Annotated in this window: 18 protein-coding genes; 9 read left to right on the top strand and 9 right to left on the bottom strand. The window is 41.2% G+C overall.

Annotation, left to right across the window (positions count from 1 at the left end; all coding sequences use genetic code 11):
• Positions 1-9 precede the first annotated feature (9 nt).
• The 4 genes from treP to MHH61_RS12750 all read right to left on the bottom strand — a co-directional run bounded on the left by treP (position 10) and on the right by MHH61_RS12750 (position 5,593).
• On the bottom strand, positions 10-1,446 hold the full coding sequence (gene treP, locus MHH61_RS12765; protein ID WP_024425280.1) for a PTS system trehalose-specific EIIBC component: 1,437 nt from the start codon (positions 1,444-1,446) through the stop codon (positions 10-12).
• A 166-nt stretch (positions 1,447-1,612) separates the two neighbouring features.
• Positions 1,613-1,999 (bottom strand): DUF1992 domain-containing protein, encoded by a 387-nt coding sequence (locus MHH61_RS12760; RefSeq protein WP_125587445.1) that lies wholly within the window; start codon positions 1,997-1,999, stop codon positions 1,613-1,615.
• A gap of 179 nt (positions 2,000-2,178) precedes the next feature.
• Positions 2,179-3,903: a methyl-accepting chemotaxis protein gene (locus tag MHH61_RS12755; protein ID WP_024425858.1), complete on the bottom strand. Its 1,725-nt coding sequence runs from the start codon at positions 3,901-3,903 to the stop codon at positions 2,179-2,181.
• Positions 3,904-3,934: 31 nt separating this feature from the next.
• On the bottom strand, positions 3,935-5,593 hold the full coding sequence (locus tag MHH61_RS12750; RefSeq protein WP_125587444.1) for a pyridoxal-dependent decarboxylase: 1,659 nt from the start codon (positions 5,591-5,593) through the stop codon (positions 3,935-3,937).
• Between the two features lie 579 nt (positions 5,594-6,172).
• Here MHH61_RS12750 and MHH61_RS12745 point away from each other — a divergent pair.
• On the top strand, positions 6,173-8,158 hold the full coding sequence (locus MHH61_RS12745) for an LTA synthase family protein (RefSeq protein WP_125587443.1): 1,986 nt from the start codon (positions 6,173-6,175) through the stop codon (positions 8,156-8,158).
• A 98-nt stretch (positions 8,159-8,256) separates the two neighbouring features.
• Positions 8,257-8,844: a YjgB family protein gene (locus MHH61_RS12740; protein WP_125587442.1), complete on the top strand. Its 588-nt coding sequence runs from the start codon at positions 8,257-8,259 to the stop codon at positions 8,842-8,844.
• A 61-nt stretch (positions 8,845-8,905) separates the two neighbouring features.
• On the opposite strand, the gene MHH61_RS12735 is transcribed toward MHH61_RS12740, so the two are convergent.
• Together MHH61_RS12735 and MHH61_RS12730 are read right to left on the bottom strand one after the other, a co-directional pair.
• Positions 8,906-10,056 (bottom strand): IS3 family transposase gene (locus MHH61_RS12735; RefSeq protein WP_098677243.1). Its coding sequence is split into 2 segments (ribosomal slippage): positions 8,906-9,783 and positions 9,783-10,056, totalling 1,152 coding nucleotides; the frame shifts between segments, so codons are not numbered across the junction.
• A 122-nt stretch (positions 10,057-10,178) separates the two neighbouring features.
• Positions 10,179-10,682 (bottom strand): DoxX family protein, encoded by a 504-nt coding sequence (locus MHH61_RS12730; protein ID WP_024426621.1) that lies wholly within the window; start codon positions 10,680-10,682, stop codon positions 10,179-10,181.
• 436 nt (positions 10,683-11,118) lie between these two features.
• Between MHH61_RS12730 and MHH61_RS12725 the strand changes: the two genes are divergently transcribed.
• Positions 11,119-12,480 (top strand): DJ-1/PfpI family protein, encoded by a 1,362-nt coding sequence (locus MHH61_RS12725; RefSeq protein WP_125587258.1) that lies wholly within the window; start codon positions 11,119-11,121, stop codon positions 12,478-12,480.
• Between the two features lie 531 nt (positions 12,481-13,011).
• Complete coding sequence (locus MHH61_RS12720) at positions 13,012-13,770, top strand: DUF817 domain-containing protein (protein ID WP_125587257.1); 759 nt, start codon at positions 13,012-13,014, stop codon at positions 13,768-13,770.
• A gap of 18 nt (positions 13,771-13,788) precedes the next feature.
• Here the strand turns inward: MHH61_RS12720 and nagE are convergent, their stop codons facing one another.
• Complete coding sequence (nagE, locus tag MHH61_RS12715; RefSeq protein ID WP_034623129.1) at positions 13,789-15,156, bottom strand: N-acetylglucosamine-specific PTS transporter subunit IIBC; 1,368 nt, start codon at positions 15,154-15,156, stop codon at positions 13,789-13,791.
• Between the two features lie 188 nt (positions 15,157-15,344).
• Here nagE and map point away from each other — a divergent pair, with 188 nt between their 5' ends.
• The 3 genes from map (at position 15,345) to MHH61_RS12700 (ending at position 16,851) form a co-directional block, all read left to right on the top strand.
• Positions 15,345-16,094, top strand: coding sequence for a type I methionyl aminopeptidase (gene map / locus MHH61_RS12710; RefSeq protein ID WP_024424611.1), 750 nt, complete (start codon positions 15,345-15,347; stop codon positions 16,092-16,094).
• Positions 16,095-16,417: 323 nt separating this feature from the next.
• Positions 16,418-16,579, top strand: a complete 162-nt coding sequence (locus tag MHH61_RS12705; protein ID WP_087976421.1) for a hypothetical protein — start codon at positions 16,418-16,420, stop codon at positions 16,577-16,579.
• Between the two features lie 134 nt (positions 16,580-16,713).
• Positions 16,714-16,851 carry a YflJ family protein gene (locus MHH61_RS12700; protein ID WP_064497716.1) on the top strand — a complete coding sequence of 46 codons (138 nt, stop codon included), beginning with the start codon at positions 16,714-16,716 and terminating at the stop codon, positions 16,849-16,851.
• 40 nt (positions 16,852-16,891) lie between these two features.
• Here the strand turns inward: MHH61_RS12700 and MHH61_RS12695 are convergent, their stop codons facing one another.
• Entirely contained in the window at positions 16,892-17,542 is a 651-nt protein-coding gene (locus MHH61_RS12695) for an MOSC domain-containing protein (RefSeq protein ID WP_125587256.1), read from the bottom strand.
• Positions 17,543-17,663: 121 nt separating this feature from the next.
• On the opposite strand from MHH61_RS12695, the gene MHH61_RS12690 reads away from it, so the two are divergent.
• Positions 17,664-17,936 (top strand): acylphosphatase, encoded by a 273-nt coding sequence (locus MHH61_RS12690; protein ID WP_024426625.1) that lies wholly within the window; start codon positions 17,664-17,666, stop codon positions 17,934-17,936.
• Between the two features lie 264 nt (positions 17,937-18,200).
• Here MHH61_RS12690 and MHH61_RS12685 read toward each other — a convergent pair whose 3' ends face one another.
• Positions 18,201-19,088, bottom strand: a complete 888-nt coding sequence (locus tag MHH61_RS12685) for a LysR family transcriptional regulator (RefSeq protein WP_024426626.1) — start codon at positions 19,086-19,088, stop codon at positions 18,201-18,203.
• 117 nt (positions 19,089-19,205) lie between these two features.
• On the opposite strand from MHH61_RS12685, the gene MHH61_RS12680 reads away from it, so the two are divergent.
• Entirely contained in the window at positions 19,206-20,615 is a 1,410-nt protein-coding gene (locus tag MHH61_RS12680; protein ID WP_368004451.1) for an MFS transporter, read from the top strand.
• Positions 20,616-20,782: the final 167 nt, after the last annotated feature.

Here is a 20,782-nt window from a genome sequence, read left to right as displayed (position 1 = left end):
TCACCACCACTAGTTAAGTTCTTCTGAAAAATCCTTCTTCTTTTTTAGTTTTGCATATAAAAGAGTACCGATGAATGGAAGGATGAGTACAATCACCATTCCAATTGCAAATGCCCCCCAATATTTCGGGATAATGGAGAAGATTCCTGGAATGCCTCCAACACCAACTGAGCTTGCCAGCACCCCTTGAGAGGCGATAAACATACCGGCTAATCCTGAGCTGATCAGTGCAAAAATAAATGGGAATCGATAACGCAGGTTGACCCCAAACATCGCCGGTTCGGTAATTCCTAAATAAGCAGAAATACTTGATGTCAGCGAAAGTCCTTTTTGCTTTTCATCTTTTAAGACAAACATCATTGCCAGTGCAGCTGACCCTTGAGCGATATTGGACAGTGCAAGCATTGGCCATAGGAACGTGCCATGCAGCTTTGAGTTAATCAATTGAATATCAACAGCGAGGAACGTATGGTGCATTCCTGTAATGACTAATGCTGCATACAGACCGCCGTATAATAGACCGCCAAGTGCTGCGAATTGCTGGAATACGGCTACAAGTCCAGATGTTAAAACATTACCGATTGCAAAGGTAACAGGTCCAATGACGATAAATGATAAAAATCCAATGACTAATAATGTAATTGGTGCAACAACTAACAGCTGAATACTTTCAGGTGTCCGTTTTGTGATAAATAATTCGAGCTTTGCAAGTAAATAAGAGGCAACGAGTATCGGAAGAACCTGTCCTTGATAGCCTACTTTCTGCACTTCAAGTCCAAACAAGTTCCAAACAGGAATGTCACCGGTCTTCTCAGCCGCTCCATAGCCCCATGCGTTTAACAAGTCCGGGTGTACAAGCATTAGACCAAGGACCATTCCTAAAAGCGGATTCCCCCCAAACCGCTTCACAGCTGACCAGCCAATTAATGCTGGCAGGAAGGTGAAGGCAGTGCCTGCAATTAAGTTGATCATATTCGCTAAATCAGCCCATGCCGGATACACATCCACAATCGATTTTTGATCGAAGAAAATATCAGGAGCTGTTAAAATATTATTAATCCCCATTAATAAACCGGCTGTGACGATGGCAGGAAGAATCGGTATAAAGATATCCGCAAGCGTTTTCACAGCACGCTGCAATGGATTTAATTTTTGATCAGAGGCACGCTTGACGTCTTCTTTTGTGGCTTCCCCAATCCCCGTCCTTTTAACCATTTCGGCATATACTCGATTGACGGCCCCTTGGCCGATAACAACTTGGTATTGACCGTTCGCTGAGAAAGATCCCTTCACTTCATCAATTTGTTCAAGTGCTTTCTCATCCACCTTGTCTTCATCTTTCAGCACAAAGCGCAGCCTTGTTACACAATGTGTCGCTTGATCAATATTTTCTTTGCCGCCGATGGCTTTCACAATCTGATCTGCTGCTGCCTGATAATCAGCCATACTATCCCCTCCGAGATCGTTTTTTTATATAAGAAAAAAGAACCAAAAAACTTGTATATACATGTTAATTTATATTTTATATTTGTATATACATGTAGTCAACAACAAAATGTAGCGCTTACATAAAAAAGCTCCCTCAATGTGCTCAGGGAGAGGCAGCGTGTCATCATCTTTTTTTATGCTCCGTTAATTTCTCGTAGACCTTATTTTTGTAAAAGGAGGAGGCTGGGCGGGCAAAAGTTTGGCGCTTAGATGTAAGTTCATCCAGACGTTTTTGTTTTTCTTCACAGATGAGAGACAGTTTCTTTCTTTCCTCTCCATCTATGCTTGATTGAAGTAATTCTTTGACAGTCATGAGTTCTTTTTTCAGCACTGTTTCTTCCCCAGCAAATCCGGCATTTTTCATGATGCGGTAGCCCATTCTAAGTTCTTCTGGTACATGAGCAGCGTCATCTTTTGGCAAAGGCTTCCCAAAGCCAGATAAACCTTCAAAAGCCCCGTTATCCATCGCTTTTTTGATCCGTTCTTCTGATAATCTCTGCGCAAAATCCATAGCGTTTCTCCTTTCGCCGCAAGTATTTGATTAAGCATAGCAAAAAAGCTGGCTCTCTCACAAGAGCCAGCATCAGCGTCTAGACAAGCCCTCGCATTCGGTGTCTATCCTGCGCTCAGGTGCTCGTCCCTTCTTCGCTGAAAAGAGAAAAAGGGCTAAAATATTTTAGCCCTTTCTCGTTATTTATTGTCGACTTTGAAGGTTGAGACCATTTGTGCTAAGTCCTCTGACATGTCAGAGAGCTGTTCAATCGCACTTGAAATTTGCTGCATACCAGCACTTTGCTGTTCTGTTGCTGCCGCCACTTCTTGAGAGCTGGCTGCATGTTCTTCCGATACAACAGAAATTTGCTCAATCGATGTAGAAATCGTTTGATATGCTTGCTCAACTTGCTTAATAGAAGCAAGCAAATTGTTCGTTCTCCTTGAAAACTGAGATACACCGTCGTAAATCAAAGCGAAATTTTGTGACGTGCCTTCCATTTGCTCACGTCCTTCTTCCACTGCTTTACTACTTTCCTCTACACTTTCAAGAACGCGCTGACTGTTTTCCTGTGTGCCGATGACAAGGTCTGAAACGGTTTTAGCCGCATCCGCTGATTGCTCAGCTAACTTGCGCACCTCATCTGCCACAACAGCAAACCCTTTTCCTTCTTCTCCAACACGTGCCGCTTCAATTGAAGCATTCAGTGCAAGCAGATTCGTTTGGGCTGAAATGTCCGTAATAATCGAGATGACACTTTCAATCTCCGTTGAATGAGATTGTAATTCTTCTGCTGCCTGCTTTGAGTTGGTCATCTTGTCATGTAGCATATTCAGATGATCAAGCACATGGTTCACTAATTTTTGACCAGATTCAGATTGCTTTTGTACGTCAGATGAAACAGATTTCATTTCGTCAACTTCTTTTGTGACGCCTTCGATTTGAGTATCGATCTCTGCAACGGATGTCGTACAATCCGTAATATTTGCGACAGAATCATTGATTCCTTCACTCATATTCGTCATAGCTTCTGATACTTGCTGCGCACTTTGACTTGATTCGGTCGTCACCGTACGAAGCTGTGAAGACATTTTCGACACTTCACTAGATGAGTTTGAGATTTTCGAAATAAGCTCTTTAATCCGTCCCTGCATCTTTTGGAAGGATGCGGCAAGCTGGCCGATCTCATCTTTACTTTCAACCTCTACCATACCAGTTAAATCACCGTCAGCAATTCGATTCGCTGATTCCATCAAGGAACGTGCTGGTTTTGCAATCTTTCTTCCCATGAAGTATGAGAAGAGTAATCCACCGATAAGCACAATGGCAGATGCCACTGTGATATAGATCATCAACTTCTGCGTTGTTTGAGGCACGACAGACGCATCTAAATCAATGCCTAAAATCCCTGTCAGCTCACCGCCTGAATCCTTAATTGGCAAAAAGACTGATTTATGTGTACCAAATGAATCTTTGTAAATATCACTTTTGACCATTTTATCTTCAGAGAGCGCTTGTTTCATCTCTTCTGAAAAAGCATAATCTTGATCAAAGTCATTTTCTTCACCGGTTAGTATAATAATTCTTTCTTTACCGCCTTTATTAGATAGCACGTATAAGTTCTCAAGCGTATGATCTTCTTGAAGCTCTGTGAATTTCTTTTTGACCTCCACATAAAGGGGATCATCTTTCCCGCTAATACCAAGGACGTTTCCATCCATATTATCGATCTCTTTCTTCGCTGTATCAATATCTGTTGTTAATCGATAATCAAATTGCTTTAATAACTGGGATGATAAATCCTGGCTCACTAGATAAAAGGTTAGAACGAATAATGCAACGGTTGCGAGTAATGTTACGGTAACGACTGACATGATTTTAGAGGATATCGTGTATCCTCCAAATTTCCTTTGTTTCGCCATTTTTTCCTACATCTCCACTCTCAGATTTGATTTAAGCATGTACATTTTCAAATTGTCCACAAACAGATGCAATCACATCTTTTAAATAAGATACGATATGAGGGATATGCTCTGGTAACGTATAAGGTGAGATGACAAAAAACTTACTAACACTTAGATAGAATTCTTGACCTTCTTTTGAGTTGACAAGTAAAAACTTCGTTGTATCGCCAAAGAACATCTCATCTCTTTTCTCTCCAAGTTTTTCAAACAGCATTTTGTTCAATTCATTGTTTCGCTCAATTTCCATTGAAGTCGCTTCGCCAGAAATCTCTTCTTGAAAACGCGGTGAGCCGTCTAGGTAAATTCTAAATAATGTAGCCATTCCGACGTTGTCATCATTCACGACTTCTGCTTGCGGAATTTCTCGACTAAGTGCTTCTCTGAAGGCAAGGTTCACTTCTAAGAATTGACCGAGCAAGCGCTGATAGCCTTCAACCCCAAACGTTAAGAGCACACTCAGCATACTGATCGAGCTTCCCATTCTTGAGCACTCAAGCGTATAACCCGTATGGTATTCACCGTAGCCTCTATGGCCAACATATGGCGTCTCTTGTTCTTCCAGGTCCAAACGCTTTAAGTCAGCAGCGTTTTTCACTAAGAATAAACTGGATGTGTAAGGTGTTTGGCCGAGCTTTTGAAAATCAAAGCACATCGAGTCTGCAAGAGAAAGATGCTGGAATTTCGCTTTGATTTCTTTTAGCATACGAAGAACACCGACTGAGAATTGCAGCGGGTTTTCTGATACATCATACTCGTTAAAGAAAGCAAAGAATCCACCCAGCGCCGAATCTGCATGAATATGCGGCACCTTCAGACCATACTTTTCAGCAATCGCTTCTGCTGTTTCACGTACCCCTTTAACATCATCAATTGCAATGGCATCTGTTGTTCCGGTTGTTGCCACAATATAAACGGGAATCCCGCCACCCTGTGCAACACGTTCCATTTGACAACGCAAATCTTCCATATCCATTGAATGATCTTTATTCGTCTTAATTCTGATTAAGTTGTTTGTGCCAAGTCCTGTTGCTTCCATTGACTTAAATAAGCTGTAATGTGCAGCATCAGAACAAAACGCATAAAGATTTTGTGGAACTCCTTTTCGCAGTGACTCCGGCGCAGCTTTTGCGATCGCTAAACGAAGTCCTGAAAAAATCGCTCCTTGACCTCCCCATGTTGTGTATCCCCCGCTCATATTTGGATCATATCCGATGAGCTTAGACATCATTGAGACCACTCTGACCTCAGCTTCCGCACCTGCTGGTCCATAAACATCCCAAAGGTTGTTTCCGTTTACCAGCATAGCTGTCAGCATGCCTAAAATTCCTGGTGTACTTGCCATTGGCAAAATGTTCGTGAAGAAATACTTGGTGTGGTATGGATGGTTATGTAAAAGCTTCAGTAATTCTTCATTCACAAGTTCCGCTTGCTGGCCGTTCATCGGAATTTGACTTGTTTCAGTGAGCTTTTTGTAAAAGTCCTCCCCACGATTCTTTTCACCTTTAAGGTGTGCACGGTTGGGATCTTTCAGGTCATCGACCCCTGAAATGATCTGCTCCATCAATTTGATGAGTTCTTTACGCTCTCCTGCATTTCCGTCCTCACTCGGAAACCAGCTCTGAACGAGGTTCTCTGCTCGTACAGTCATATACTATCAATCCTTTCAATGGAAGATTTCCTGTCACTGTCTATATCGACCCCAATTCAGAACTTTATAGTCTCGATATGTTCACTTAAGTATATTTAGATAATTTGTTCACTTATTAAAATAAATGAAACCCTTAAAAAACACATTAAAAGCATTATGTTGTTGAAACACAAAAATATATTGATATATCGTATGAGAGGAATTTTTATCCATCATCTTGTTCCATTCCATTGTTCATTTTTTTTGCTTAACCTGCATAAACATTAATAAACAATGGAAAAACTCTCTAAATGACCATTGTAGAAACTAAATTAATTCTTTAGACTTATGCCTTTTTACCCGTTTTATTGATATAGCAACTGGAAAATCACTGAATTTTCTGTTAATAATAGGTCGATTTTCATAAAAAGTTTTTCGACGGTCGAATATTTTCATTTTCTCCCCTTTTATTGCTCGGACAGGCTTGCAAAGGCGCCTCACCAGTTATGACTTTTCTATTTGTGCATTTCGTGGTATATTCTAATGGTTCGTTTTCTTTCGTTCCGCCTCTTCCGTGTATCGGAGAAAAGGAGTGTTTATATGAAAACATTTATTCAAAAAAGAGGTCTCGGCTTCTTTCTGATTGCAGCCATCTTACTATGGCTCAAAACATATTCAGCGTATTTAATCGAATTTAAACTTGGTATATCAAATGTGCTTCAGCATATTTTGCTTTTCGTGAATCCTATTAGCTCCAGCTTGTTCTTTCTTGGCTTTGCTTTATTGTTCAAGAAAAAATGGCAGCCTGCCGCTATCATTGTGATTCACTTTTTCATGTCTTTTTTACTATACGCAAACATCGTGTACTATCGATTTTTCAATGACTTTATCACGCTGCCTACAGTGATGCAGGCAGGAACGAATGGCGGACAATTAGGTGATAGTGCATTTTCACTCATGCGTTGGACTGATGTGTTTTACTTTATTGATACAATCATTTTGATCGTACTTGCAGTCCGCATGAAAAGGCAGCAGCAAACAAGTACAGCCACGACTGTACCTGTACAAAAGTCAAAATCGTTTAGACTCGTCCTTGTGTCCTCTGTTGTGATCTTTGTTTTGAACTTAGTTGCTGCAGAGATCGATCGTCCAGAGCTTTTATCAAGATCGTTCGACCGCAATTATTTAGTTAAATATTTAGGTGCTTATAATTTTACTGTGTTTGATGCCATTCAAAATGTGAAATCAAACAGCCAGCGTGCTCTGGCAAATTCAAATGACGTGACAGATGTAGAGAACTATTTAAAAGCGAACAGCGCTGATCCTAACCCTGCTTATTACGGGAAAGCGAAAGGCATGAACGTCATTACAATTTCTCTTGAATCTCTGCAAAACTTTGTCATTGATTATAAGGTGAATGGAAAAGAAGTAACGCCATTCCTTAATTCATTGGCACACGACAACAAAACGTTTTACTTTGATAACTTCTTCCATCAAACAGGACAGGGAAAAACGTCTGATGCTGAATTTATGATGGATACTGGGTTATTCCCATTATCACAGGGCTCTGTTTTTATTAACAAAGCGCAAAACACATATCAAGCACTTCCTGGTATTTTGAAGAAGGATCAATATACGTCAGCAGAATTCCATGGCAATACGAAAACCTTCTGGAACCGTAATGAAATGTTTAAATCCTTTGGATATGACAGATTTTACGATTCTGAGTACTACGATATGAACGAGCAGGATACGAAGAACTATGGACTGAAAGACAAACCGTTCTTCAAAGAGTCGATGCCAATCCTTAAAAACATGAAGCAGCCGTTTTATTCGAAATTCATTACCTTATCGAACCATTTCCCATTTGGAATGGATGAAGGTGATACTGATTTCGAGCCTGGTGATTTCGGTGACTCTGTCGTCGATAACTACTTCCAATCGGCCCATTATTTAGATGAAGCGATTGAACAGTTCTTCAACGATTTGAAAAAGTCAGGTCTCTATGACAACACAGTCGTCATTATGTACGGAGATCATTACGGTATTTCTGAAAACCATAATGAAGCGATGGAAAAAGTGACAGGACAAAAAATCGGAGATTATGAAAATGCGCAGCTCATGCGTGTGCCGCTCTTTATCCATGTTCCTGGCGTAAAAGGCGGACAGATTCATAAATACTCTGGTGAAGTCGATGTCGCACCAACCCTTCTGCACCTGCTTGGCGATGATACGAAGAACTATTTAATGTCTGGTTCTGATATCTTATCGAAGAACTTTAAAGAGCTTGTGCCATTTAGAAATGGTGACTTCGTGTCTAAGGACTACACGAAAGTAGGCAATAACTATTACAGCAACAAAACAGGCGAGAAAATCGAGCCAACTGACAAGGCATCCCAAGAAAATGAAACGGTGAAAAAGATGCTGGAGACATCTGATAAGATTGTCACCGAAGATTTACTCCGTTTCTACAAGCCTAAAGGCTTTACACCGATTGACCGCAATGATTATGACTATACAAAGAAAGTACAGGATGAAAAGGATTCCTCTTCCGCCAAAGATGAATCCAGCTCTTCTTCAAAATAACGTTCTCATACTAAGAACCAGCCGATCCTTGATCAGCTGGTTCTTTTTACGTTTGATCATGATTACTCCGGGTATAGGAGAAGAAGGAGGGATTTATCATGAAGAAAACAGCAGCTTTTGTCGTGACAGCCTCACTTGCTTCGTCTGCCCTTTTCGCTTTCAGCCCTGTTGTCTCAGCACACGCCATGACTACACCAGCAGCAGAGCAATCCGTTCCTCAAGGTCCAAAAGCCGCACTTAACAGCATTTATAAGCTGGCACATAAAGGACAAATGCCCTACCATGCTCAGGGACTGAAAATAGGCGTTCAAACAAAAAAAGACGTTCATCATAAGCTCGGCAATCCATATCCAGAAACAGGTCAAAGCAGCTTTGATTTGTATCATGCGGAAATGGGGAATCCCGGATTTGCTTTTCACTATGATGCAAAAGGCAAAATTGATGAAATCCGTTATTTCGGTACAAATGTAGAAAAAGAAACGAATATCGGCGGTATGACCCCTTCGTTACTAAAGAAACAGCTTGGACCAGCGGATTCAGTGAGCACCATTCCGCAGACAAAAGAGAAAAAATATGTGTATCGCACCGGTGATTATGAGCTCGAATTTATCGTTGGACATGATCCTGATATTAGCCAGCATGAACTCACCGTGCTGCATATCAACTTGATAAAAGCCAATTCTTAAATAAAAAAGCATCCTGAGCGTGGGACTGACCCCCGTTTTTGAGACAGGGATCAAAACACCTTTATACAGCCAATTGCCGATAGTTGATCGGTGATTGGTTGTTTAGTTTTGTTTGAATACGAATGTTGTTATAATAATAAATGTATTCTTTGACAGTGCGTTCTACAATGTTGGTTGTAGTTCGATCAATGCTGTTAAGATAGAACGTTTCAGACTTTAGCGAGGAATGAAACGATTCGATGGAGGCATTATCAGCGGGCGTCCCTTTACGGGACATGCTCATGGTAATGCCTTTTATATGAACAGCTTTCTGATACTCGTAAGATGTATACACAGAACCTTGGTCGCTATGTAACACACAGTTTTCAGGCAGTGCTGGGAGCTGATCAAGTGTGTTTAAAATAAAGTCTGTGTCCTGCTTATCACCAATCGTAAACGCAATTACTTCTCCATTATATAAATCCAATATACTGGAAAGGTACAATTGTTTCTGTCCATAAGGCAAATACGTGATGTCCGTTACTAGTTTTTCAAGAGGGCGATCAGATTGAAAGTTCCGATCCAGTATATTACCGGCCACGGCATAGGGCTGCCCATTCTTCTTACGCTTTTTCATTTTAACCCGGCACTGCCACTGGTTTTTCTGCATGATACGTTGAACAGTTTTATGGTTAATATGCATCCTCATTTTTAGTATGGCTGTGATTTTTCGATATCCATATCGATACTTGTGCTCTCGGCACAACGTGCCGATTTGTTCCTCTAGTTGTTTTTTAGAATGATTCTGAGTCAGATCTTTTTTCCATCTATAGTACGAAGCGCGTGAGACGCCTAAATGGACACAGATGTCCTGTACTGTCATTGTTTTGCACAATTCTTCTACCAGTTTGATTGACGTTTCCTTATCAACTTCCTTTCCAATTCGTTGTACTTTTTTAAAACTTCATTCTGTTGACTCAGATAGCGATTTTCTGCCTGCAGTCTCTCTAATTCGGAAGAGTACTCGGGACCCTTTCTATGGGTATATTGTTTTCCAACAGGCTGTTCGAACCGGTGTGTATCCCCAGCCTTATGCCACCTCACCCATGTCTGAACCTGCGTTTTATTTTTGATATTCAATTCCCGCAAAATCTCTTTCATTGATACGCCTGCCAATCTCATTTCTACAGCCTTCTGTTTGACTTCAACCGGATAACTCACTCTTGTCCCCATAGAAAAAACACCTCCATGTTTTATTTTGGATTACAACGATCCGTTTTCAAACTTGAAGGTGTTTTTTATTTGTCTCATCTTATGGGGTCAGTCCCGCGTTTACTCAGGATGCTTTTCTTTTATTATGATGCCACTTCTAATTGCGGCTTTCTTTTCAATTTTCGTTTGAGGACTGGACCTGCTACATAATCAAGACCAAGTTTTCCGGCATTTCCTTTCGCTGCCATGATGAAGACTGCGATCAGAAGAAGCAGCGGGTTCACAGAGACAGTTCCAGCTAGTAAGAAAGAGACATTCATCACGCTTCCAAAAAAGGCTGCTGTTGTTGTAAACAAACCAACAATTAATCCTAGGCCTACTAAGATTTCTCCCCACATGACCATGGCACTGAATAGTCCGGCATTTGGCAAAGCGACATTTTCTAAAAACCATACATAGAACGGATACACTAGATGACCATCTTTGACGACAGGTTCAGATATTGCAAATTGCAAATAGCCTGATGCATCAAATCCACCTGTTAGTTTTCCAATACCAGATGTCAGCCAAGTCCATCCGATATAAAGTCTTGCTGCCAAAAGGATAACGGCTGCCCATACATTCGTTTGTAAGAATTTTGTAAACATGATGATGCCTCCTTTTAAATTATGTGAAATATTTCACATTTTCTTTATGATCTTATTATACTATGCTATATCTAATTTGTGATCTTTTTCACATATATATTCACAAATTGTTCATGAATATCTAATTTTTCCTAATCTCAAAAGAAACAACTTTCTTATTAGGGAGGAGATTCAGCGGCAAAAGCGTTCTACCATGTACAGACCATTCTTCTTCGGCGCTGTGGGAATAGCACGGTCGAGTCATATTCAGAAAAGTGCGGTCAGTTAATATTTTAAAAGAAGCTTTCGTCTGCTGTTCGAGAAAAAGGTCCTTTACTAAGACCTTAGTCAGAGAAAATATAAGCCTCGGGCGGGTTTATTCAATTTCCTTCTTTCTTTATTATCGAAGTAAGTAACACTCACAATTAACTAGAGAAAATTAAGGGAGAGAAAGCGATTGAATAAAGTATGGCGTTTCATCGTGTATGTATGCGTTTTCGTTCTGGTTGTTGGAGGTACCGGAGCGATCGGTTTCATGAGCACGATGCAGGAGGCTATGTCGGTTTATGATAAGCCAGTTCCTGATTCACTACAAAGCATCCAAACTCCTGCGTATGATTCGAAAAAGCCAACAGTGGTCGTTATTTTGGCGAATGAAGTAACCGAGGTGTTTGATTTTCTCGTACCATACGAAATGTTCTCCATGACAGGTTCGTACAATGTGTTTGCAGCAGCTCCCAACAAAAACATAAAATCGTTGACGGGCGGGCTTGATGTCGTACCGCATTACTCTTTCGACGAGTTGGACAAATTGACAGGCAAAAGTCCGGATATAATCGTGATCCCTTTCATGCCGATTTTGGATGAAGCGAAATACAAGCCCGTCCGCGATTGGATAAGGAAGCACTCCGGCAAGGAAACGATATTGTTATCCATCTGCAATGGGGCGGAAAATTTGGCGGATACCGGCCTGCTGAACAGGAAATCTGCAGCAACACATTGGGGAGATATCGGCAGATTGGAAAAGAAATATACCGAGATTACTTGGAAAAGGGATCAGCGTTACGTGCATGACGGTAACATAGTCTCCTCGGCCGGCCTGACTTCCGGGATTGATGCCACGCTGTATGTTATATCCCAGCAAATGGGAGAGCCTGTAGCAGAGAAAGTGGCGAAGGAAATGAATTATCCTTCCTACGATTTTGTTCAGCATCCGCAAATGGAGCCTTTCACGGCCGGATTGAGCGATATCGTCTATATTTTGAACAATGCATTTCAATGGAGCAAGAAAAAGAACGGGGTCCTGCTGTATGACGGTGCCGACGAGCTGATGTTATCCTCGGCTTTTGACACGTACGGGGCTTCCGGAACGACAACAACATTGACGATATCCAACAAACGCGAGCCGGTTGTTACTCGACACGGGCTGAAACTGATCGCCCGATATCAAATAGAGGATGCTCCAAAACTCGACAAAGTGATTTTTGTGGGGCCGGACGTTAAGACGCGCGCTGCAGATGATATCCGAAACTGGAACGTGAACGGTGGAAAGGCTGAGCAGCTTTTCCTGCACAGTGATTCGCCAGAGCGGTTCGCGATGGAACCTGCGTTTGAAGATTTGGCGAAGCAAGAAGATATCTTGACGGCGAAATTCGCCGCCAAGCGGCTCGAGTACCGCGCCACAAGCCAGCTTAAGCTTAAAGGAGCACCATTTTCGTACGAAGCGTTCGGCATACCGATCGGTGTCGGCTTGTTGTCTATGTTCGTCGTATATTTGGTAGAAAGACGTTTCGTAAGAAGAAAGACTGTTCCCGAATAAAACAGAAAGCAAAAGCATCACAGTTTGGAATTATTTAGGGTTTTTTAAAGAAAAATGAGATTGATTATACTTTTAAAGTCGCCATGATGGTTGATTACTATAAATTTAATTAAATTCCTTATTAAACAAACGAGTACCGATAGTTCAACAAGCTATTAGTAATTTTAGGGCTAAGCCCATATTTTAGTTATTCCATTAAAGGGCGCTATTATTTAAGATCAAAGGTAGAACATGATCAAACTTTTTTATAAAACCAAAACTTAAATATGCTCGGGAAGAATCCATTTTGATCAAACTTTTTCCAAAATGGATTCTTCTAATTTATCGTAAAATAAGGGTTTATGAGGTATTTTTGATTAAAATTTATAAAAATACCCTCTATTAAGAGGGTGTTCTTTGAGCTGAGTCAAAACTGAACAGGTCACCACCAGAATTCATCTTATCTTGTTCTTTCTGCTTCATAGAGGTAAACTTTTCCCTTGCTAAAACCGTCTAAGTCATTTCAGACAGTGAAAAGGGGTTTAATTTTGTATGAAAACACTATTTCATTTTGCTTATTTACAGGCCATCTCATGTCTATTCCCCGTCATGATCTTTGCGGCGCTTGCCCTATCAAAGACGGTGTCTATTCCTTTTCTTCACCGGTATGATTTCATTCTACTGCTTTGCCTAGCGGCTCAGATCCTGATGCTGACGCTGCGGCTGGAGACTTTGGCGGAGCTAAAGGTCATTTGTCTATTTCATCTCATAGGAATCTGTTTAGAAGTGTATAAAGTACATATGGGCTCTTGGTCCTATCCAGAAGAAGCTTATACAAAAATATTTGGGGTTCCACTTTATAGCGGCTTTATGTATGCGAGTGTGGCTAGTTATATTTATCAGGCATTTTCACGACTTCATGTAAAAGTAGCCGACTGGCCTCATCCATTTCTTTCAATTGGCATCAGTTTGTGCATTTATCTCAATTTCTTTACGCATCACTGGCTCTATGATGTCAGATGGTGGCTGACATGTCTGCTTGTTGTTGTGTTTCGGAAAACATCGGTTTCGTTTCAGGTTGGTCCATCTTCCTTTCGAATGCCGCTTGTTGTTTCATTTCTCCTGATTGGCTTTTTTATTTGGATTGCCGAAAATGTCACCACCTTTTTAGGCGCATGGCAATATCCAAATCAGCAGCATGCTTGGTCCATTGTTCATCTAGGGAAAATTAGCTCATGGTTCTTACTCGTTGTGATCAGTATTGTGCTAGTGATCGAACAGCGTAAACAAAAAAACGTTCAGCCCATTTGACCTGGCTGAACGTTTTTTTTAATCTCGATCGACTTCCTTACGGAGATCATCTGCGACAAATTCTACATTCGTTCCAATAATAATTTGTACGGATGTTTTTCCAGAAGTCAGCACCCCTTTGGCACCTGCTTTTTTCAATGTACCTTCATTTAATAAATTTGTATCCTCTACTGTTAAGCGAAGACGTGTGGCACAATGATCAATCGTGGTGATGTTGTCTTTGCCGCCAAGTCCCTCTACGAGCATACTCGCCCCACCTGCCGTCACCGCATCATCCGCTGCGATATCTTCCATGTCATCATCTTCCCTGCCTGGTGTTTTCAGCTTTAATAGTTTAATGAGGAAATAGAAAACGACAAAGTACACGACGCCATAAATAATTCCTACTACAAGAAGCAAGATCGGTTTTTGCGCAATACCGAAGCTTAAGACGTAATCAATCGCACCTGCTGAAAAGGCAAAGCCGCTATGAATCCCAAGAGTGTTCACAATAAAAAGCGAAAGCCCCGTCAAAATAGCATGGACACCATATAAAAGGGGTGATAAAAACATAAAAGAAAATTCAATTGGTTCAGTGATCCCTGTTATAAATGATGTAAGTGCCATCCCAATCATCAGACCAGCTGTTGCTTTTCGTTTCTCAGGTTTTGCAGTTACCACCATGGCTAGACATGCCGCTGGCAGACCGAACATCATCACTGGGAAGAATCCAGTCATAAAAACACCTGCACTTGGATCTCCTTTAAAGAATCGCGCTAAATCCCCTGTTGCCCCGCTGAATTCACCGAATTGAAACCAAAATAAGTTATTCAAGACATGGTGAAGACCTAATGGAATGAGCAATCGGTTAAAGAAACCAAACAGCCCTGCACCTGTTGCACCAAGGCTTAAAATCCATTCTCCTAAATCATTGATTACACTTTGAATCGGCGGCCATACATATCCGAAAACGGCTGCTAATAGAATGGTGAAAAGTGCCGTCATAATAGGCACAAGCCGCCTTCCGCTAAAGAAACCTAAGTATTCCGGCAGTTTCGTATCCTTAAATTTATTGTAAACATAACCTGCCAAAAGCCCGCATAAAATACCGCCCAATACCCCCATATTGTTGGTTGAGTTGATCGACGTTGTACCGGCTGACAAAATAAAATAAGAGATCGCACCTGATAATGCCGCTGCCCCGTTCCCATCCTTTGAAATACCAATCGCTACACCCATTGCAAAAATTAAAGCCAAGTTCGCAAAAATTGCATTCCCTGCCGCATGAATAAACGGGATATTGAATACATCCTCCCGCCCAATGGCCAAAATAATCCCTGCTGCTGGAAGTACAGCGATTGGAAGCATAAATGATTTTCCTAGCTTTTGAAAAAACTGAAACACCATCTGATTTCCCCCCTTTGTCATCATCATGACCAAAATCATTCATGATGTTCATAAAAAATATATCATATGCACGTCTAGTTATCTATACCAATTTGTCCACATCCATTTGAATTCCGCTCTTTACTCTTTTTGCGTAAAATGTGGTAAGCTATTGAATAGAATGAAGATATAGAAAGCGGGAATGAACAGTGATTGTCAAACATGATCATGAGTTAGAAGCCTTAAAAAAAGTCGGCCGAATTGTCGCTTTGGCAAGAGAAGAAATGAAAAGCCAAGCGAAACCAGGCATGTCTACAAAAGAATTAGATTTGATTGGGAAAAAAATATTAGAAGAGCACGGTGCCAATTCAGCACCTGAAAAGGAATATGACTTTCCTGGTACCACTTGTATCAGCGTAAACGATGAAGTTGCACACGGTATCCCTAGTGAAAAAACCATTTTACAAGAGGGCGACCTCGTGAACATTGATATCTCAGCAGAGCTTGACGGATATTATTCCGATACAGGTATTTCATTCGTTTTAGGAACAGGTGATGCTCGTCTTGAAGCATTATGTAAGTGTGCGGAGGATGCGTTCCTTGAAGGATTAAAGCATGCAAAAGCCGGTAAAAGACAAAACCAAATTGGCCGCGCGGTCTACAATACAGCGAAAGAACAAGGATTTACTGTCATTAAAAACCTGACAGGACACGGCATTGGGAAGAATCTGCATGAAGCACCCAACCATATTTTGAACTACTATGATCCATTCGATAATGCTTTGTTTAAAAATGGCACAGTCATTGCCTTTGAACCTTTCATTTCAACAAATGCTGAATCGATTTATCAGGCTGATGATGGCTGGACATTTAAAACACCAGATAAAAGTCTAGTGGCACAGATTGAACATACGATTGTGATTACTAAAGACGAACCGATTATTTTAACAAAGCTGTAAGCCAGCTATCCCCTCCTTCACAGGTGGGGATTCAGATTGTTGACAAAGGGCTAAAATGATGTTGATTTTAGCCCTTTGTCTTCTTTTCAGCGTGATAGAAAACCTTTGCAGTCTAGGAAGGACGAGCAGCGGAGCAGAGCGAATTTGACATTCGTGAGCACCGGAGCGCAGACCTGACAACGAATGCGAGGGTTTATCTACACGCTGTATCCCCTCCTTCACTGGAGGGGATTTTTTCATGCCCGTTTCACGAATCTGTCACGACTAAACAAAAAAGCCTGTGGTAAAATAGGCAAAGATATGCGAAAGGGGTCTTAATTGATATGTGGTTCATCATCATAGGTGTTATCTTTTTCATCGAAAGTATTATCTTAACGGTTGTAGGGATTAAGAAAAAACAATCCATGATGACCTATCTTGGTGTTATCATCATGATTATGACGGTCGGCATGATCCTCGTTACCCTCAACCCGCCAAATTCATAAATCAATATTCCCAGCATATACATGGATCATAGGCAGATAGAATCAGTTTTCATTTCTTGACACCTGCACGCTTTTCACCTTCTTTTTTGAGATGTTACAATGCAGGCAGTTTCAATTGAAAGGAGTTTTCTATCATGCATTATGGTAGCAAAGGCTGGTATGTCGAAGAATTAAAGAAGCTTGGTGTGACCAAGCATGAAGGAAGAAAGCTTCAAAGCTTAAAAACATATTTCCTTGCAAATCTTCTTGAGCAAAAGAAACGCAGCTCATAAACGCTGAAAAGCCGTACATCTTAATGATGTACGGCTTTTTTTAAATGTGCTGAATTCGTTTTTCTAAAGACTTCCTCACCACATCTGCTAAAGCATCTACTTCAAGAACGGCTTTCAGTCTCTCTGGACTTGTTTGACGATATTTGACTTCGTTGACCTCATGGACCGTAATGTGATGGGACGCTTTTTCTACTAGTACTAGCGATGCATCAGGCGGCACCATGCCTTCTTTCAATACACGTAAATAAAAGCCTGTATACCCTGTTTTTTGCACTTCCTTTACAAGCTTCATGTTGCCATGCTTAAGAGACAATTTCACACAAGGCTGTCTTGGCTGGCTCACCTCAACAAATGCATCTCCAAGCTGAAACACATCGCCAATATGCACATTCGTTTCGACTAGCTGGCGTACTGTTACATTCTCGCCAAAGGCAGCTTCCTGTAATGGTACCCCTAAAAATTGTTCAAAGTGAGCATAATGAGCATACGGAAAGACGCAGACGGCTTTATCATAACCCCCATGATGAACCAAATCCCCCTGACCATCTCCTTCAAAATTGATCTGACTTAAATACACAGGCTCATGAATGCGCCTTTTGTTGATGGCTGTTTTGATTTCTTTTCCATTCGCATATGTAATGATAGGTTGTCCCACTTGGATTCCTTCTATGTCGTATCTCTTATGTCCCACGATGGCCATCTCCTTTGGTGTCTACTGACCTTTATTTTACATCGTTTGACAATCAAATCATAGTCGAGGCGTGAAGATCAGATGCAGGCTATGGTACGATGTGAAAAAAGGAGAGATGACCATGATTCATTATCACGCCATTGTAAAAGGACGTGTGCAAGGAGTCGGCTTTCGTTATTTTGTTCAGGGAGAAGCCGTCAATCGTGGAATGAAAGGCTGGGTACGCAACACAGATGAAGGTCATGTCGAGTTAAAGGTAGAGGGTGAGCAGCAGAAAGTGATTGATTTCTTAGAGACTGTCCGGAAAGGAAGTCCTTTTTCAAAAGTCACCGACATGCAAATGGAGCCGCTCACCGAGCTTGCTCATTATCAGGATTTTCGAATACGGTCATAAAAAACCTAGCTATATGTAAACATTATTCCTATTCATGATAGTTAAACGGAGCTTTCGTATTATATAGTTCAGCCAGAACTTTCTGGTTGAACTTTTTTTATTTAGATTTAATCTATCAGTAGCCAGGCTAGAACGTACGGAGGCGTGGGACATTGATTCCGTCAAGTAAACTGTTCATCACCATCTACTTGTAGAAATATGTTTGAGGCTGGTTGGGACTTAGACCTCGTAAAAACATCGAATCGGTACGAGTCATGCATAAGATTAATTGGACTGGTTCGATATTGCCTCAAAATAGTCTAGAACTACTTTACGGAATTCCAATGAAGCTTGCGTCATGTATCGACTTGTATGCCATAATAAAGCGATATCACGTACAAGTTCATGATTCTCAACTTGCAAATATTTAATCTTTCCCCATGATATTTTTGCTGTGCTTGGTATGAAGGCAAGTCCAATTTCAGCTTCTACAAGACTGATCAAACGTGTAGGTTCATCGCCCTCATACACATATTTAAGGTCAATTCCAGCCGATTTGCATACAGAGTCTACTAAATCACGAGTGCCGTATCCTCTTTTCATACCGACAAAGCATTCATCCTTAAGTTCTGTTAAACATACGCTAGTTCGGTCTGCCAGTCGATGCCCATTAGGAACTGCTACAAGAATGGGATCAACAAAGACAACTTGACATTCGATGTCTTCCCCTTGAAAAGGAGAGGACGACAAGCAAAAATCGACTTCGCCTCGATGTAAAAGCGTGACCATTTCCAGTGTGGTCAGCATTTGCACATGAAATTGGATATTAGGACGTTTTTTACGAAACTCTCGCATAATCTGAGGCAAAGTGCTTGCTGTGGTTACCGCAAGCTTTAGTGTGCCAGATTCTCCTCTAGACAAATCGCTAATCTCCTGTTTTCCCTGTTCCAACTCAAACAAAGCCCTTTCCGCGCGACGAATGAATTTGTTGCCAAATTCATTTAAACGCAGTTTCCTGCCTGTGCGATCAAATAAAGGCACCCCTAAATCTTCTTCCAGACGCTGAATCGTTTTGCTTAGCGACGATTGCGTAACGTGGAGGCTTCGTGCAGCTTCAGTTACATGCTCTAATCGAGCTACCTCTAGAAAATATTGTAGTTGAAGGAGTTCCATTTCATTTTCTCTCCAATCATTCCTTTTGGTCAATGATATCATAACTTTAAATGCGTTGGAATGAATGTAAAATTCCAAGTAAGATATCAATATAACAAATTTAAAGGGGGAGAAAAAATGAATTCTCGTAGCAGATGGTTAATGATATCCGTTGGACTAGGAATATTATTAAACCCTTTAAATTCATCAATGATTTCTGTTGCTATTGCTAGGTTGCAACATGTGTATAGCATTGATTTTACTGCTGTTTCCTGGATTGTGTTTTCATTTTATATCGCTAGTGCTATCGCCCAACCTGTCATGGGGAAGGCTAGTGATTTATTCGGCAGGAGGAAGATATTTCTGGCTGGTCTTGTTGTATCCTTAGTTTCTTCTATTCTGGCTCCATTTTCTCCAAATTTCGGATGGCTTATTGTGTTCAGAATCGTACAATCCATCGGAACTAGTATGCTGATTGCAGTTGGAACAGCTATAGTACGCATTCATATTACAGAAAAGCAATCAGATGCTTTAGCAGGTTTATCAATTTTCCTAACCGGTGCGGCAGCTATAGGACCTTTTGCCGGAGGAGTACTTATTCAATGGTGGGACTGGCCAGCGATCTTCATCGTCAATACCCCGTTTGTAGTGGCGAGCTTTATATTAGCTTGGAAAATGATTCCTAATGATGGGCCAGCAGCAACGGTTTCACGTGACATGTCGTTTCGAAAATTACTGGGTGTGATTGATGTGCCAGGAATTCTGCTCTTTGCGGTGGGTCTGATTGCCCTTCTAGTTGGCTTGCTGGCAGCGAAATCATCTGGGCATTTCTCTATGTGGAATATCGTTGTTGTGCTAATCGGGCTCGTTGCGGTGGGAATATTCGTACGACATGAGCTAAAAACAGTGTCGCCATTTATTCCTTTACGCACCTTCGCCAAATATCCAGGGATGACTTGGGTCAATATACAATACTTGCTAGTTAACTTCCTTTATTATTCACTCTTTTTTGGGATTCCGTCATACCTGCAAATGGTACGTCATGTCAGTGAATTCCAGACAGGGATTCTTATGTTAACCTTGGGCTTGAGCTCGATTATAGCTTCGCCAATAGCAGGGAAATGGGTCGGTAAATCAGGACCCAGACCTGCATTGATTGTATCCTCATTACTGATGGTAGTAGGGGCAGTGTGGATCGTGACATGGACGCAAAGTTCACCAGTCATCAGTGTGTGCCTGGCGTTAGCCGCATTCGGTTTTAGCAACGGGCTAAACGCTGTTGGTATGCAGGCAGCTTTGTTTAAAAGCTCTCCAAAAGAAATTTCTGGTGTAGCATCTGGCCTATTTAATACATCAAGATACTTGGGTACAATTTTATCTTCACTGTTGACAGGTATCATTATGGGAGATGCGTTCACCTTTACAGGATTCCGATTGCTTGGGGTTTTCCTAACGGTCATTGCATTGGTCTTAGTATTTATAAGTCTGCGGCTCAGATATTCTGAGCAATTGGATGAACCGAGTACAAGCAATTCAAACAAAAAATAAAAATTGGAGTTGAATGTTATAACAACTGTTAATATCAAGGAATGGTCCTCATGGGATCAAACTTGGCAGGGAATGCAAAAGGATAAACAGCCTCAGGGTGAGAAAGTCATCCAGAAGTGGAATGCGAGAGCGCAAACTTTCGCCCATTGTTGTAGTAAGGAAGAGAT

Source organism: Bacillus sp. FSL K6-3154 (genome assembly GCF_040869395.1).
Taxonomy (GTDB): Bacteria; Bacillota; Bacilli; order Bacillales; family Bacillaceae; genus Bacillus; species Bacillus safensis.
Note: the sequence above shows the minus strand (reverse complement) of the source record. Positions and strands in the feature narration are given on the sequence as shown.